Source organism: Streptomyces sp. NBC_01217 (assembly GCF_035994185.1).
Lineage (GTDB): Bacteria > Actinomycetota > Actinomycetes > Streptomycetales > Streptomycetaceae > Streptomyces.
In genome coordinates this window covers 4,507,925-4,523,714 of record NZ_CP108538.1, presented here as the reverse complement: position 1 = coordinate 4,523,714, position 15,790 = coordinate 4,507,925, and the positions used below count along the sequence as shown (strand labels likewise).

Annotated in this window: 12 protein-coding genes; 4 read left to right on the top strand and 8 right to left on the bottom strand. The window is 68.8% G+C overall.

Annotated features, from left to right (window positions below):
• Positions 1-85 precede the first annotated feature (85 nt).
• Positions 86-1,033 carry a hypothetical protein gene (locus OG507_RS19925; RefSeq protein WP_327368552.1) on the bottom strand — a complete coding sequence of 316 codons (948 nt, stop codon included), beginning with the start codon at positions 1,031-1,033 and terminating at the stop codon, positions 86-88.
• Positions 1,034-1,379: 346 nt separating this feature from the next.
• Between OG507_RS19925 and OG507_RS19920 the strand changes: the two genes are divergently transcribed.
• Together OG507_RS19920 and OG507_RS19915 are read left to right on the top strand one after the other, a co-directional pair.
• Positions 1,380-1,781 carry a hypothetical protein gene (locus tag OG507_RS19920; protein WP_327368551.1) on the top strand — a complete coding sequence of 134 codons (402 nt, stop codon included), beginning with the start codon at positions 1,380-1,382 and terminating at the stop codon, positions 1,779-1,781.
• Positions 1,782-1,995: 214 nt separating this feature from the next.
• On the top strand, positions 1,996-2,844 hold the full coding sequence (locus OG507_RS19915; RefSeq protein ID WP_327368550.1) for an IS5 family transposase: 849 nt from the start codon (positions 1,996-1,998) through the stop codon (positions 2,842-2,844).
• Here OG507_RS19915 and OG507_RS19910 read toward each other — a convergent pair.
• Positions 2,792-3,340, bottom strand: coding sequence for a hypothetical protein (locus OG507_RS19910; RefSeq protein ID WP_327368549.1), 549 nt, complete (start codon positions 3,338-3,340; stop codon positions 2,792-2,794). The two genes, OG507_RS19915 and OG507_RS19910, sit on opposite strands and share 53 nt — an antisense overlap.
• Before the next feature lie 321 nt (positions 3,341-3,661).
• On the opposite strand from OG507_RS19910, the gene mobF reads away from it, so the two are divergent.
• Positions 3,662-8,095, top strand: coding sequence for a MobF family relaxase (mobF, locus tag OG507_RS19905; protein WP_327368548.1), 4,434 nt, complete (start codon positions 3,662-3,664; stop codon positions 8,093-8,095).
• Positions 8,096-8,112: 17 nt separating this feature from the next.
• On the opposite strand, the gene OG507_RS19900 is transcribed toward mobF, so the two are convergent.
• A complete protein-coding gene (locus tag OG507_RS19900) occupies positions 8,113-8,424 on the bottom strand; it encodes a hypothetical protein (protein WP_327368547.1) in 312 nt (103 codons plus the stop codon).
• Positions 8,425-8,519: 95 nt separating this feature from the next.
• Entirely contained in the window at positions 8,520-8,840 is a 321-nt protein-coding gene (locus OG507_RS19895; RefSeq protein WP_327368546.1) for a hypothetical protein, read from the bottom strand.
• A 75-nt stretch (positions 8,841-8,915) separates the two neighbouring features.
• On the opposite strand from OG507_RS19895, the gene OG507_RS19890 reads away from it, so the two are divergent.
• A protein-coding gene (locus OG507_RS19890; RefSeq protein ID WP_327368545.1) for an IS5 family transposase occupies positions 8,916-9,805 on the top strand; the annotation gives its coding sequence in 2 pieces (ribosomal slippage) (positions 8,916-9,267 and positions 9,267-9,805; 891 coding nt in all).
• On the opposite strand, the gene OG507_RS19885 is transcribed toward OG507_RS19890, so the two are convergent.
• The 4 genes from OG507_RS19885 to OG507_RS19870 form a co-directional block, all read right to left on the bottom strand.
• On the bottom strand, positions 9,785-10,306 hold the full coding sequence (locus OG507_RS19885; protein WP_327368544.1) for a hypothetical protein: 522 nt from the start codon (positions 10,304-10,306) through the stop codon (positions 9,785-9,787). The genes OG507_RS19890 and OG507_RS19885 overlap by 21 nt on opposite strands.
• Before the next feature lie 167 nt (positions 10,307-10,473).
• Complete coding sequence (locus OG507_RS19880; RefSeq protein ID WP_327368543.1) at positions 10,474-11,442, bottom strand: thiopeptide-type bacteriocin biosynthesis protein; 969 nt, start codon at positions 11,440-11,442, stop codon at positions 10,474-10,476.
• Positions 11,443-11,444: 2 nt separating this feature from the next.
• Positions 11,445-12,674 carry a lanthionine synthetase C family protein gene (locus OG507_RS19875; protein ID WP_327368542.1) on the bottom strand — a complete coding sequence of 410 codons (1,230 nt, stop codon included), beginning with the start codon at positions 12,672-12,674 and terminating at the stop codon, positions 11,445-11,447.
• Positions 12,671-15,736 (bottom strand): lantibiotic dehydratase, encoded by a 3,066-nt coding sequence (locus OG507_RS19870; RefSeq protein WP_327368541.1) that lies wholly within the window; start codon positions 15,734-15,736, stop codon positions 12,671-12,673. Before OG507_RS19870 ends, OG507_RS19875 begins: the two co-directional genes overlap by 4 nt.
• Between the last annotated feature and the right edge of the window lie 54 nt (positions 15,737-15,790).

The window sequence follows — 15,790 nt, the reverse complement described above, 5'->3', positions numbered from 1 at the left end:
GTGACTGGCCTGTGAAGTAACCGTCCTCCAGGCATGAGGGCTGCCCCTTAGGGGCGGCCCTCATCTCGTCTTCGTACGACAGGGATCACGCCAAAACGTCGATGCGCCCTCGACAGGCAGCACGGATCGCCTGGAGGTCGGCAACGGCGAGCTGTTGTTTGGTCTCGTCGTGATGCGGTGCGTCAATGACCGTCATCAGTGTGCGCCCCAGCTCCGTAATGGACTCGGTCGGTAGCACGAAGGAACCGGCCAGGTGAAAGCCGGTGTCGACCCGAGTGAGGAGAGTTGCTTCCAGGACATCCCAGGCACGCCGAGCAGCCGCCTGCTTGTCCTGCCGATCGGCGTCTGGGGCGCGGCCGAGTTCTTCCAGGGATCTGATCATGTCCGTTGTCCGCAGATGCAGCGCGGTGCAGATCCTCCGCACTCGGGCGAAGACCTTCAGAGTTACGGCGGCTCCGGCCGCGCCCAGGGTGAGGGTCGCCCCCAGCAGAACCGGCCGGAACCGCGCATCATCCTGGGTGTACTGCATGAACCACAGCACGCCAATCAGCCCGCACCAGAGAGCGAGGGTCCGCACCGGCGCGGCTCTGCCGAGCCGGCCTCGAAGGCGTTCGACCGCGAAGTTGCTCGGCTCAATGCCAGTTCCATATACGAACTGAAGGCACCACACCAGAAGTAGCAGCCCGGCAGCCTTTCCGCGGTCGTTCGGTGTCGAGACCAGGGCCAGCCACGCGAACAGCGTCACGAGGATGAGGTAGTACGCCAGGGGAGCCGCGGTGAATCGGCGTTGGCTCTCCTTGGGCAGCCCTTCGTACCAGGGCTTGAGCAGCCAGAGCACGGGCAGCGCGAGCGCCACGCTGACCGGGAGCTGAACCATCAGCCAGACCCTGGAGCCTGTGGCGATGGCTGCGAACATGAGCATGGGCACCGCGAAACCGAGTCCGGTAGCGATAGCGAACTGCTGGTTCTCGGTCAGTCCTCTAACCCGCGTGGGTATCTCCAGCGCGCGCAGGCGCTCTTTGACGTTGAGCACGGGTGGGGCCTTCCGGGATTTTGTGCCGTCTGTCGGCACGACGGCCTACCAAGCTATGTCGCGGCACTGACAGCAGCTTCTTCACCCTGGGCGAGGGCTGATGGTCAAGCCGTCCCCGGCTCGACTTGATCGTCTCGCTCGTCGATGTGCCCAGAGTGGCAAACCCCCATACCCCTCTTTCAGAGGTAAGAAGCCGTATCTCAACCGATCATGGAACGTGGAGGTCGAACAGGGTTCCTGGGGTGGTCTTCCGGCTGTAGGTGCATCAGGGCAGGGACTCTCGGTAGCTCGGGGCCCCTCACGAACAAGCGGAAGCAACCGGCCTAGATACCTTCATACTCTGGGCATGAGTAGATACGCCGAGGTCATCGTGCTGGCGCGGAGGGCGGAGAAGGTGATGGAGCCGCTGACGCGTCCCGACGAGGGCCGGGAGTGGTACCAGTGCTTCACCCGGGTCGACGACTACGTGTTCGCCGGAGAGGGCGGGCGGTCCGAGGAGTGCTACGGCTGGGTGATCCAGTTCATCCGTCACAACTGGACCGGGCTGCTGGCCCACCTGGAATCGCTGCCCTGGCCCTACCCGTGGTCGGTACAGGTCATGATCCGCGACGAGGACGACGACTGCTTCGGGCTGTGGATGCTCTACGACGGCAAGCTGGTCGAGGTGCCGCTGCCCCATACTCGGCGGGATCCCTTCCCGGCCAGCCTCAGTGGCGTGCTCAGCCGCACGGACGGGCCCCGAGACTGAGAAGCCGCATCTCGACCGATCTTGGAACGTGCGGGTCGAACAGGTTTCCCGCGTGAGTGATTTCCGGACGGCTGGTGCATGAAGGCAGGACCTCCTGGTAGCTCGGGGATGCGAATCCTTAACCGAGTACCCGGAGGCCCTGTTGCCGCAGTTGTACGCGTCTGCGCCCGCCCATTTCAACTCGTCCGACGTGTCGTGCGATTGCCTCGCGCACGTGTACGGCAACGCGGCCGATCACCCCGCCCGGAAGCCGCACTACCCGTCGGACATGTCGGACGAGGAGTGGGCGGCGGTCCGTCCTCTCCTCCCGGTCCCGGCCTGGTTGGAGGGCCGGGGCGGGCAGCCTGAGGGCTACTGCCACCGTCAGATGCTGGATGCGATCCGCTACCTCGTCGCGGGCGGGATCTCCTGGCGGTCGATGCCGGTGGACTTCCCCGCCTGGGCCCGGGTCTATGCCTTCTTCCGCCGCTGGCGCGCGAACGGGCTGATCGCCGAGTTCCATGACCGGCTGCGGGAGAACGTTCGAAAGCGGGAAGGTCGCGAGGCGCAACCCAGCGCGGGGATCATCGACGCGCAGTCGGTGAAGGCGGCTGCCTCGGTGCCCGCCGCCTCGCGCGGCTACGACGGAGGTAAGCAGGTCAACGGGCGGAAGCGCCACGTGATCACAGATTGTCTCGGTCTGATCCTAGTCGTCGCGGTGACCGCCGCGAACATGGGCGACCGCGAGGCAGCCCTCCCCTTGCTGGCCCGGCTGCGGGACCTGCACCGGGACATCACCCTGGTCTGGGCCGACGGCGGCTACACCGGCGGCCTGATCGACTGGTGCCGGGAGAAGCTCGCGCTCACCCTCGAGATCGTTAAACGTACCGACGACATGGAGGGGTTCGTGGTGCTACCGCGACGGTGGGTGGTAGAGAGGACGCTGAGCTGGTTGATGCATTCGAGGCGTCTGGCCAGGGACTACGAGACCCTGCCCGCGACCAGCGAAGCGATGATCCTGGTCTCGATGATCACGCGGATGGGGCGCCGGCTGGCCCGGCCACGAGCCGCCGTCCCGCACTGAACATCCCCGATGCCTCCAGGAGCAACCAGCCACGCTCGCCCAGGCGTTTCGCCTTTGAGCGCACTCCTTCAACCTTCGCCGACACTGTCGTATCGATCCCCAGCGCCTCGGCGATGTCCTTGGCCCGCACCGGCTCCGGGCCCGGCCGGTCCTGGAGCACATTCAAGATCCGCTGATTGTCCGGCGAGAGGACCGACACCGACAGCCCCTCCCGCCACGCAGGCACCACAGCCCCCGGCGCCGACGCGGCCACGGGCTCAGGGTCGGGCTCGGGCGGCGCGACCTTCTCCTCTCCGTCCTCAGTGACGACGGCGGTCTCGGCTGCGGACACGGCCAGGGCATCAACGAGTTCCTCACGCGCGATCACTCGTCGCTCCAACTCGACCTCAGCGGCCTCCAGCGCTGCAGCCGCCAACGCCGCGGCCTCCCGAAGCTCTTCGGCCCGCACACGAGCAGCCGCCTCGCGCTCCTCCAGCAAACCCAGAATCGACGCCACCGCGCGCACCTCGACGATCAGACGGAAACAGGACGCAGGATCTCTCCCTCGTCCCACCGAAACCATTCCTGACCAGCGAAGACTCAAAGATCACGTTCGGTTGAGATACGGCTTCTAACAGCTCAACAGCCATCAGACTCCAGGAGCCTGATCCGCACCGACGCCCAGGCCGCCCCGAGTATCCGAGGTTTCCCCTCGTTGATCATGATCTTGAACTTAGAGGACCAAGGTATCGTCACTTCGTGACGATACAATCAGCCAAGACGACCGAATCTGACCGGATGAGAGCGGGGGGTAAGCGGGCCGATGGGATGGGTGACCATGATCGGCCCCTCCGACGAGCAGGTTGAGTACCGCCTTACCGGCGGCCACGGCTGTGGGAAGTCCGTAGCGGTCGACGCCGCTCCCCTCGTCGCCGCCATCGAGGCCAAGGCCGAAGCTGCTGGTGCCCCCGTCGCTTCCCTGCTCGCCAACCGCGAGGCCAAGCGCGCCTTCTTCCGCGCCCGCGGACTCATCCGCAGTAAGGGCACCGCGCGGTTCACCGGCTTCGACGCCGTCGAAATCGCTGCCGCGGCCGGACTCGACGCCCGCGACCTCTACGGCGAACAGGCCCTTCCCCCACGGCCGACCGACGGACAGGTGGAGTACCACCTCGATGCCAGCGAACGCCCCCTGGTATGGATCGGAAACGGCCTCACGGAGTTCGGCACCACCCCCGGCAGCGTTCTCGCCCCCGAGCACTTCCAGGCCGCCCGACGCCTCATGCACGGCGAGGACCCCCGGACCGGGCAGACTCTCGTAGAACCCAAGCTCGCCATTGCGCCGACCGCCAAGCTCCCCGCCGCCCAGCTGGCCCGCGCCATCCGCCGCGCCGCCGCCGAACGCAGCGTGAAGCCCGTTTCCCTGCTGGACTCCAAGCGTAAGCAGGACGCCTTTCGCAGGATGGAGAGCCAGCTCAAGCGGTTCGGGGAATCGCACCGCGTCCCAGCCTCCACCGTGGTGAAGCTCGCCGATGCTGTCGGCATCGACGCCGTCGACCTGTACGGCGAAGACACGCTGGAGAAGGCCGTGACCGCTGAGGCGGGCGGCCACCTGGACGCCCGTGCTCTGCTTCGCGCCGTCGAGGCCCGCGCCACCCAGTCCGGACAACAGCCCGGCGACCTGTTCACCGCCGCGTCGATGAAGCGCCGATACACCCAGACTGAAGGCGAAGGCGAACGCCGTCTTCGGGATCTGCCGATGGACGTACGCGAAGCCGTCGCCATGGCCAAGGCGGCGGGGCTTTCGCCCGAGAATGTGTGGGACACCGAGGAGATCAAGGCCGCTCTCCTCGAAGGCCGAGTGCAGGTCGGCAACTTCGGCGCCGACGTCACCTTGGACCTCGCGAAGTCGAAGTCCGCGTTCCTCGCCTACGCCCCGGAGGAGATCGCCGCTCAGGTCGAGGGCATCTACACCTCCGCCGGCCGCGAGTCCATCACCGCCCTCGAACGGTGGACCGCGTACGCCATGCGTGGTCACCACGGTGACGGCGACGAAGCGGAGACCTTGGAGACGAGCGGGTTCTCCGGCTGGATGATGGTGCACCGCGCCGCCCGGCCCGTGGACGGTGCCCCGTACGGCGACCCCCACTTTCACCTGCACTTCACCCTGGCCAACATGGTCAAGGGTGCCGACGGCAAGTGGTCCACCATGGCCAGCGGAGGCCGTGACCTCCACCGACACACCCGCGCGACCCAGTCCCTCATGAACGCCCGTATCCGCCGAGAGCTGACCGACAAGTTCGGCATCAGCTTCCGTCGCGAGGAGCGGACCGGCGCATGGGAGATCGCAGCGATTCCCGAGGCGACGATCCGCCTGTTCAGCAAGCGCGACAGCCAGGTCCGGGATCTGCTGACGAAGCTGGGCATCGACTACGACAGCGCCACGACCCGCGAGCGTACCGCCGCCTCCACCGCATCCAAGGCCGCGAAGAACGGCGAGGCCGCCGGAGTCGGGGACGACGTCCTTCGCGCCTACTGGCAGGCTGAGGGGCGTGCTGCCGGTGAAGACCCCGACGCCATCGCAGCCAGCGCGATGGAGCGGGACCGAGCGGATCAGAACCCCTCTCTGGACGAGCTGTGCGCCCAGGTCTTCGACCCGAAGACCGGCCTGACCAGTCACTCCAAGGAATTCACCCACGCCGCCGCCATCGCCGCCGTGTTGGACGCTCTCCCGTATGGAGTCGCGAACGCCGAGGAAGCCGAACAACTCGCCACCTCCGTCCTCCGTCAGGCCGGATACGCGGTTCAGCTGAACCCGAAGGGCGCTCAGCACTTCACGCACGCCGACCGGTACACCACGGCGGATGTCGTGGCGGCGGAAGCTCTGATCGTCTCCGAGGCAACGAACCGGCTCGGCACGCAGGCCGCCGTCGTCAGCAGCGACACGGTCGACATGACTTTGTCCACCGTCGAGGCCCAGCACGGTGGCACCTTCGCGTTCTCCGACGAACAGCGCGCCGTCCTCGAACGGCTGCTCACGGCCGGGCACGGAATCGACGCAGTCGTGGGCATCGCCGGAGCGGGCAAGACCACGATCATGGACACCGCCCGGCAGGCATGGGAGGCCCACGGTCTCGTCATCGCCGGCGCGAGCACGGCCGCCGTCGCCGCCGCGAACCTGAAGGCCGAGGCGGGCATCGAGTCCCGCACCCTCACGTCCTGGCTCACCGGCATCCGCAACGGCGGCATCGGTCTCACCGGCGTTGACGTTCTGGTCGTGGACGAAGCCGCCATGTGCGATGACCGGGACATCGCCGAACTCCTCACCCACGCCGCGATGACCGGCACGAAGGTCGTAGGCATCGGTGACCCGAAGCAGCTGCACTCGCCCGGCATCGGCGGTTCCTTTGCCGCCGTGCACCACATCGTGGGCGGACTCAGCCTCAACGAGAACTTCCGGCAGACGGACATGGTCGAGCGCCGGGCCTTGGAGCTGTGGCGCGACGACAACCGCGTGGAAGCACTCCGCACCTTCACCGGGGCTGGCCGCGTGCACGCCCTCGCGGACAAGGACACCACCCTCGCCGCGATGCTGACCATCTGGGCCGACAAGCGCGCCGCGCACACCGACGACCACACCGCCGTGCAGCAGCTCCTCATGCTGGCCGCCACCAACGAGATCGTGGAGGAACTGAACGTCGGAGCCCGCGCACTGCGGAAGGAGAGCGGCGACCTCACCGGTCCCGACCACACCTACGCGCTGCCCGGCGGCGGCGAGCTGACGCTGTCCGTCTGTGACCAGGTCCTCCTTCGGATCAACGACTACCGGGGCAAGAAGAGCCGAGGCGCGAACGAAGACGTGCTGAACGGCTACCGCGGAATCGTGCGCGCCGTGGACGAGGAACGGCGGGTTTTGGTCGAGTGGCGCGAGAAGACCGCCGACGGCCACCGTGACGTTGCAGAATGGGTCAACGCCGAATACATCGCGCAGGGCGGACTCAGCCTCGGATACGCGATCACCGGTCACAAGTCTCAGGGCCTGAGCGTTCAAGAGGCCCTGGTCTACGGACCCGGCGCGCAGGCGAACGCCCTGTACACGATGATGTCGCGCGACAAGAAGGAATCTCACCTCTTCCTGCCGCTCTCCGTCTACGAGACCGACGCCGACCGCGCCGGCCACGGCGACGCACTCACCGAGCAGGAACAGCTTGACCGCGCAGTCGCGGGCCTCATCCGGGAGATCGAGAACGGCACCGAGGAACGCATGATCCTCACCGAACTCCCGAAGAACGCGGTCCCCGTCCACGTCCGCCAGGCCGTAGAGGATCTGCCGATCCCGCGTGGCCCCGGTGCGGGAGAACCGCATGACGCGGACGCCCCGGGAGAGGACGCGGAGCCCGAGGTCCGATCTACCCCGGCCACGGCCGGGCGGCACGAGGAGCTGACCACTCCTCCTGAAGCCGCGCCGACGGCTGACCGTCCGTACGCCCACCTCAGTAATTCAGCCATGCGCGACGCTGCGCGAAAGGCGGCGACGGCAGCGCGCGGCACCAGCGCGGCGGCCGAGAAGGCGGAGGCCGCCGCCGATCGTGCCGAACGGGAGGCTGCTGCCGGAACAGGCCCCAACTCGCTCGCGCTCCAACGCCGTCATCAGGACGTTGCCGAACGTGCCGTGGCCATCCGCGAAGTTCGAGCGCTGGACGGCACGATCGCTGAACGCACCGCCCGACTGAACGGCACGCAGGCCCGTATCGAAGGTCTCGAACAGCAGCTGGCCGCGACGGGCCGTTTCGGGCGCTCGGCGCTCCGCGGTGACGAGCGTGCTGCGGTTGAGGCGGACCGGGAGGCACTACTTCGTACCCGTGAGGAGACCGGACAGGACCTGGAGCAGATGAATACGCGGCTCCAGGAAGTTGCCGGGCAAGCCGGGCCCGTTAGTGAACACGAAGCAGTGCTTACGGAAGCGGACATGCCACAGCAGGAGAAGGCCGCGCTTCTTCGGCGGGCCAAGGCCAAGGACAACGAGGCAGCCAAGCAGCTTCGTGCCGAGGCCATCAAGGCTCGCAGAACTGCTCGCGGCGCTGACCACCGAGTGTCCGGCCTCCAGAAGGAGGCGAGTCTGCGAACCCAGCGCGGGCGTCAGCACGCCGACGCCGATGAGTCCGTAGCGCCGTCATCTCCGAAACCCGAGTCCTCGTACGCCAACCGAACCGCGATGGACTACACACAGCCCGGCCCACCGCCGGACAGCGCTCAGGACGCACCGCCTGTGTAGAGGGTGCCTGAGACTGCCTAGGTCGGCGGAGCGAAGACCGCGTTGTCGGACATCCGGTCGCGGAACGCGTCCGGGATGGTGCCCATGAGCCAGAGCCGGCGCGTCACGTGCACGGTGCCGGTTGGATCGTCCAGCAGGACGTAGCGGGACTCCTCGTCCCCTACGTAGCCGATCTCGGGCGGGAACCCTTGCTCGTCGGTCCACGACAGGTAATGGACGCCGTCGATCCGAAGGGCACGACGGCCGTCCGGGTCTTGGTCGCCGAGCATCGCGTACCCCAGGCACATCAGCCAGAAGTCACACGAGCTGCACACCCGATAGGCAGCCATCCGCGCGCCGACACCTCGGATCTCCCGGTCTGTCCCCTTGTTCGGGCACAACTTGCACTGGAACAACTGGTACACCTCGGGTGTACGGGCCCGCCTCATGCGCCGGAGGCGGCGGGCCTGCGCCGGACATGCTTGCATCGGACACCGCGTTCGATGTCCTGGAGCGAGGGTTTACGGGACGCCCCGCAGTCGGTGCACTCGCTCGGCCAAGGCATCGAGCGGGCACCGGGGTAAGGCCCCTTCGGCTCGTAGCCGGCCGCACGCATCACCTCCTCGGCCTCACGCTCATCGGCGGTCACCTCGGTGGTGGGCGGGGGCCCGGAGACGGCCGCGGGCGGGAGCTCGAAGCTCTGTGTGTGTCCTCCGAACAGCAATCCGAGGCTCACCCATTGCTTCTGCCGCGATGGAACGGTCATGGCAAGTCCTATCTCGCACGACTATGGGTCGCTTCGCCTGGGCCTACAGCTAGGCCGTGTCTGATAATTGATCTTGTGGCTGGCCGAGGTGAACTGACGGATGCGGCGTGGGAGCAAATACGACCGCTACTTCCTGCGGTGGATGGGCGGGGTAGGCCCTGGCGGGATCACCGGCAGGTGATCGACGGGGTGCTGTGGCGGCTGCGGACCGGTGCTCCGTGGCGAGATCTGCCCGAGCGGTACGGCCCGTGGCAGACCGCCTACGAACGCTTCGCCCGCTGGGAAGCCGATGGCACATGGGCCAGGTTGCTTGAGCACGCGCAGGTCCGCGATGACGCGGTGGGCCGGATCGAGTGGACCGTGTCGGTGGACTCCACCATCAATCGTGCCCACCAGCACGCCGCCGGCGCCCGCAAAAAGGGGAGCCCTGCGGGGACAAATTGGAGGATCCGCAACGCTCGGCGGCGCGGCAGGCTCTCGGCCGATCCCGGGGAGGACTTACCACCAAGGTCCACCTGGCCGTCGACGGACGAGGCCTGCCGCTGTCCATCGTCCTGACACCGGGCAACGTCAACGACTCCACGATGTTCGACGCAGTCCTGGACACCATTTACGTTCCCCGGTCCGGAATGGGCAGGCCCCGACGCCGACCTGACCGGGTGCTGGCCGACAAGGCGTACTCCTCCCGGGCTATCCGGGCCGCGCTCAGGCACCGTGGCATCAAGGCCACCATCCCCGAACGCTCCGACCAGGTCGGCAACCGGCGTCGAAAAGGCAGCGCCGGCGGTCGCCGCCCCGCATTCGACCGTGAGGCATACAAGCACCGAAACGTCGTGGAACGCTGCTTCAACCGACTCAAACAGTTCCGGGCCGTCGCCACCCGGTTCGACAAGCTCGCCACCCGCTACCAGGCGGGACTGCAGCTGAGTTCGCTCATCTTGTGGCTACGCGATCTGGTGCCGTGACCACCGGGCGAACAGACTTCGCCTCCTGCGAGGTTGAGTCGTGAACGCCGTTTGCGGGACACCCAGCGCATCGAGCCGTGACATGAGCCGAACCTCTTGCTCTGACGTGACAGAGATCCACAGGGCTGTGCCCGTGTCGCTGGCGCTGAAGATCTCTCGACCCTGTCGCCACGCCTCGGCCCCAATCGTGTAGGGAGCCAAGGCCAGAAGCACGTCGAATTGCGTGTCGTCGCGGACATCGACGTCAATCGCCATGCCAGGATCACCTTTCGCAGACCGGACGCCCTCGGCCACCTCGTTGGCGGCCATCGCCAACACCTGCTCATATGCGGGCGCCACTTCCCGTGGCCAGGCGATATCGCTGTAGGCATCGATGTGAGCCGTCTCGATGCTGTCTCGCAGGACACGAAGCGCCTCACGGTGAACACGTACCACGTCTGCTGCCTCCAGGCCGTCTCGGAGGAACAGGTCTCGACGTGGTTCATCGGCTTCACTGGTCATGCGGCTCAGCCTTTCACGTGCCGATGTCATCCGTTTGAAGGGCCTGACCTTTCGCGGCTGCGGCTGCCGTTGTGGCCACGCAGCTGACGACTTCGCTCGCCCACAGCTTGATCATTTATCAGACAGGCCCTAGTGGCCCCCGGCGGTTTACACGGCTCGCGGCCGACCTATGTCCCGCTTTCCTGGTGCAGGATCGCCGCCCTCGCTGCCCAGGCCAAGACGCTCTGTCCCCGCATGGACAGCCCAAGCCGGTTCCAGTGAAAGATCACGTGATAGCTGAGCACCTGCCTCAGCCCCCGGTCGAGCGTCCCGTCCTGTACGGCACGGCGGAGCTCCTGCCCCGTGCTGCGGAAGGCGGCGGCCCACTCGGCGACGGGCTCCAACAGCCCGTCGGGGCGCAGCAGGACATCACTGTCGGCGAAGAGCAGCGGCCGGATCTCCTGCGCGCGGGTGTCGAGCCGGTCTGCCGGGACGCCGCTGACGGTCGATCGGTGCTCTTCCGTGATGACGCGGTGCCACACGTCCCCTTGCTCGTACCACTCCAGACCCGCGGCGCGCATCATGATCGTGCAGAGGAGAACGGACAGCTCGCGCGGTCCCACGGCCAGGTCCCCGCGCTGCCTTAGTTGCTGCGCCTCTCGGCTGTCGGTGACGAACAGCGTGTGCGCGGCCGTCATGCTGACCGCGCCCCCGAACGCTGCGGTCTCCGGCTCGTAGATCCCGGGCCACCACCGTTGCAGATGCCCGTCGGAGACGAGACGGTCGAAGCCGTCGCCGAGGGCCAGTTTGGTTCCGGGCTCGGGCTGTAGACGAAGGCGCAGGCGCCAGCACGGGTGCTTGCGGGTGTACCACCAGCCGCCGATGAGCCCCGTGGCCTCTGCCTCCCGAAGCACGGGGAGCACGTGCGTGGTGAAGGTGGTGTCGGCCTCCGTCCAGTTGGTGAAGTGGAGGTACACCTGCCACCAGTCGGTGGTGGCGGCGTGGCGGGCCAGGGCCTCCCGGCCGGCTTGGTCGTAGACCGTCACGGCGTCGGACAGGATCGTCGGTTCCATCCCGTACTGGGCCGCGACGTCGGGGATCGGCAGGCCGGTGAGGGCAGCGGAGACCGCGCGCTGGATCGGGCTCGGCTCCGTCAAGATCAGTTGATCAAGAGACATGCGTCCCATCCGGAGATCGGGGCCTGCTGTGAGGCGTAGGTGGTGAGGGCGAGCGCGGTACCGGCGTCGCCGTTGATCAGGCCGGGCTCGGGAAGGTCCGGCTGGGCGTTTGCTGCGAGGGTGTCGCCGAGGCGCTTCGGGAGGGTCTGAAGGCGGGGGTCGCGGGCATCGGCAGCGGCGCGGGTGGCGGTCTGGTAGATGCCTGCCCAGCCGTGGCACAGACCCGAGTCGGTGACGTGGGCGAGCTGTTCGGGGTCGGTCAGGGCGCGGTACAGGGCGTCCTCGTAGAACGCCTGAACGTCGGGGGCGCGCAGGGCGAGCCCGGCGAGTTGCCCGGCCCGTGCGATGCCCGTGGTTCCGTAGCACCAGCTCGGCCGGGTGGGAGCGTCGTGGTGCGGGCGCCCAAGGTCGAGATCGCGGCGCGAGATGTGTTCGGGCCACCAGGGACCGGAGGGACTGAGCTGGCACCAGGCGTCAAGGTGTTCGCAGATGCTCCAGATGGCTTCGCGGTGGCCGCTGACGGTGATGCCGCGGCGCATGGCCTGGGCCAGCAGGAGGAGCGGGCCGGTGATGCCGTGGGCGGCACCGAAGTTGCCGTGGCCACCCGGGAAGTGGGGGGACTCGCCACGGGCCGGGTCGTGGCGGACCCACCAGCCCGGCAGGCCGCGGCCGTCGGGGACAAGGGGGCGGGTCAGGGCAACGAGGTACTTCAGGACCCGTTCCAGGGGGAGCCCTTCAGGGTCGGTCCGCAGGAGGTACGCCCCGATGCCGGTGAGGCCGTAGAGCAGGTCGTACTCGGCGAACGTGGGCAGGTCGCCCTTGCGGATGCGGGTGAGCGCGGCGTCCACGCGGCGGTGGGTCAGGTCGCTGATGTGCTGGTGCAGCGTCCGGCGCGCCGGTTCGTACAGGTGCTGGAAGGACGGCGGGACGGTGGTGAGGACGAAGCCGAGGGCCGGGGCGCCGAGGAACAGTCCGGCGGTGTCGGCCGCGCTGATGTGCCCGGCCGCTGCGGCGGTGATCCATCGGTGAGCGGGGCGCCAGGAGCCGCCGTGACGGCTGGCCATCTCGATGTGCAGCAGGCTGATTCCGGCGGCGCCGTCGGCGAGGGACTGCACCGCCCAAGGCTCGTCCGGGGGCGGGGGAGCGGGTTGTGCGAGGTGGGCGGTGTACTGCTCCAGGATCGCCGCAGTGGTGACGGCCGGCGCGGTCATCGGGCCGCCATCCTGTGCTGGAGGGCCGCGGTTCGTACGAGCCGGATCGTGGTCTCCTCGGCGCGCGGGTCGACGCCCAGGGCCCGGACGTGGTGCTGATGCAGTAGCGACCGGGCGACGCCGAGGGGATCACGCTGACCGGTCAAGGCATTCCGGTAGGTGTCCACAGCGGAGGCGCGGGCCCGCCATGCTTCGGCGACCGCAGGGCCGCCGGGGAGGGCCGCGAGCGCGGAGGCGCCGTTCGGCGTGGCGAGTTCGAGCACCTGGGTACGCAGGGCCCGGTTCAGTCGCCCCGCGCCCTGGGGAAGGTTGCGCACCAACCACTCCTCGCCCGCCGCGGTGTTCGGCGCCAAGGGGGTGACGAGGTGCAGGGCGCTGGCCGCGGCGAGGGCCTGCGGGGCGAAGGTGTCGGTGCGCTCGGTGAGATGGATCTGCGCGAGGACGGCGGCGGAGTCCGCGGCGAACACCTGGTGCGCGGCGTCCATGGCCGCCTCGCCGCCGAAGCGCCCGGTCTGCGGCTGGTAGGGAGCCAGGACGAGCCCGGCCGCCAGACCGGTCCCGTGAAGGCTGCCCGCCCACGTATGAACGTGCTGGGCGGCGGCCCCGTATGCGTCCGGCGGCAGGTGCAGCGTGAGGTCGAGGTGCTGGTCGGCGTCCGGGCGGGCCATCTCCCGGTGCCGGGTGAACCACCAGACCGGCAAGGTATTGCCGAACGCGGCGAGGAGGCTGGGCAGGTGGCGGCTCAGGATCTCGTCGTAGCGGCGCGGGTGCGCGTGAAGCTGCGCGAGCAGGACGTCACCGGCGCCCGGAAGATGCCGCCCCAGGGCCGCCGGGGCGGCGGCGCGCGGGCGGGGCACATCGGCGGTGTCCGGCTCCCGCCGGCCCAGGGAAAGCCAGATCTCGTGTGCCCGTCCGATCCAGCCGTGGGCGTCTGCGTCCGGGACCTCGCGCAGCTCCAGACGCCGGGCGTTGTCGAGGTGGGCGCGCAGGGCCCGGCGGTGGACCGGGTGGGACAGGTCGAGGGGAAGGCGCTGGTCGTACTCGATGATGGCGACCTGCATGGGGACCCGCAGCCGGTCCCGCCAGGCGGTGAAGGCGTTCTCCCACTCCTTCGTCGGGGCTTTGCGGCCGGGCAGGTCATCGGCCATCAGCAGCCATCGGGCCTGCGTGAGGATGGTGCGGCGGTAGCGCACGCGCGGGAGGAACGGGAGCCGGGAGCCGGCGCCGAAGTCGAACGGCTTGTAGGCGGCGTACCGCCCGTTGGCCACTTCGGCGAGGAACCGGGCCAGTGGTGGGGTCTGTGTCCCGCCTTCCAGGGCATGCAGGACCCGCACGTCGATGCGCCGGCCGGTGGAGAGCTGCACGAGGTGGAAGCTGCGCGGGTCCGCCGTGACGGCGATGTCGGCGAGCGGGATCGTCGTCTCGTCCGTCTCCTGGTGGCCGTACAGCTCGATGACGTGCGGCAGCAGTCGCGGCGTACGGGTGACGTTCTCGTTGCGGTGGCGGCGCGGTGGGAACACGAGCTGCGCCGTGAGGGCGTCCGGCGCCCCGTGGTACGTGGCGGCGAGCGCGTCCTGATGCTCGGGCGGCAGGACGTGGGCGAACCGGCCGGCCATGCTGCTGCCGGGGCGGGGGACCGCGGTGAGGAGGACATCGAAGGTGCCGCTGGACAATGCCCGGGTGCTGGGTGAGTGGACTTCGAAGGCGGCCTCCACCCGGGGCACGAACAGCCGCTCGTCCGCTCCGGCGGCCTTCTCCAAGGCGTCGACCATGTCGTCCGTCAGCCGCAGTTCATCGCGGCCGTCCAGGAGGACTTGCTGCATCAGCGCGAGCAGCAGTTCGTCGCGGTCGGTGCGCACCTTCAAGGCGGCGCCACGTTCGGAGCCGACGTATCCGGCGGGCAGGCCAAGGCCGCTGTCGGCGACCAGGTCCATCACCGGCACCAGGGCGCCGACGCCGTACCGGGCCCGGAACCGGCGGTGGTAGTCGCGCCAGTGCTGGTAGCCGTAGGGCTGCGGGGTGGTCCGGTAGAGGGCCGACACGGCTGCCTGCACTTCCGCGATCACGGCCTGCGGGAGCTGGGTCTCGCAGTCGAGGGCGGTGTCAATGAGCAGCGGTGTCGGGGTGACGGGGGTGAGGGCGCGCATCCGCCCAGCGACGGCGCTCACGCTGGTGTCGGAAAGCGTCGGCTGGTGGGCGGACACGTCGTCGCGCAGCGCGTACAGCGCGTGGACCAGGTCCCGGACCTCCGGGACGTTCTCCGCCTGGTGCCGGTCCAGTTCGCGGCACAGGTGCTGAAAACCGTCCACGGTGGTCATGGGCGCCCACAGGCTGGTGATGAGGAACTGCTGCTCGACCAGGCTGGTGAGAAGGGCGTCGATCTTCTCCGGTGTCGCCTGCGGGAAGCGGTCGCGCAGGTGGCTGTGGAGGTCGCCGTAGGGGATGGGGGTGCGGGCCGCGTCCATGGCGGCGGCCACCGGCCGGGCGTTACGGACGGATATCTCGACCGGGGCCAGGAGGACGGCGTGGCCGTCGGAGGGCGGGCCCGGCGCCACGAGCCGGTCACCGCGGGCGCGGGCGGCGTTGTTGGCGACGAGCGGTAACCGCTTCAGCAACGCGGGGGTGCGCTGGAGCCGGAGAACCATGTCGGTGACCCATTCGGCGTCCGGCCGGATCATCGCGCGGTGCTTGTCGCGCCACCGCGCACTCGCCCGGGGCCCGACGGACACCGGGGCGATGCCGGCGAACAGGCCAAGCGGGGTCGGCCGGTGCTGCCACCGCAGGAGATAGGAGACCGTCGACAGCGCGGTGCGGCGGACGTGACGGGGCTCAGTCTGCCGGCCCCGGACGACGGCCTCGATGGCGTCGGACAGGACGGGGGTGGCCAGCTCCAGCGCGCTGCGGAAGTCCTCGCGCTGCCAGATGCGGTTCAGCCATCCGCGGGTGACGGCCACGTTGTCCAGGTCGAGGGTACGGGGGATGTCTGCCGGCCCGGGGCTGGTGGTGGCGCGCAGCATCGCAACGCCTTGCCACTGGTATCCGGCGGCTGCTCGGGAAGCCATGAGGCCCTTCCATGAGGCGGCGCGGGGAGGGGAGAGGGGCCTGTGGGCCGGGCG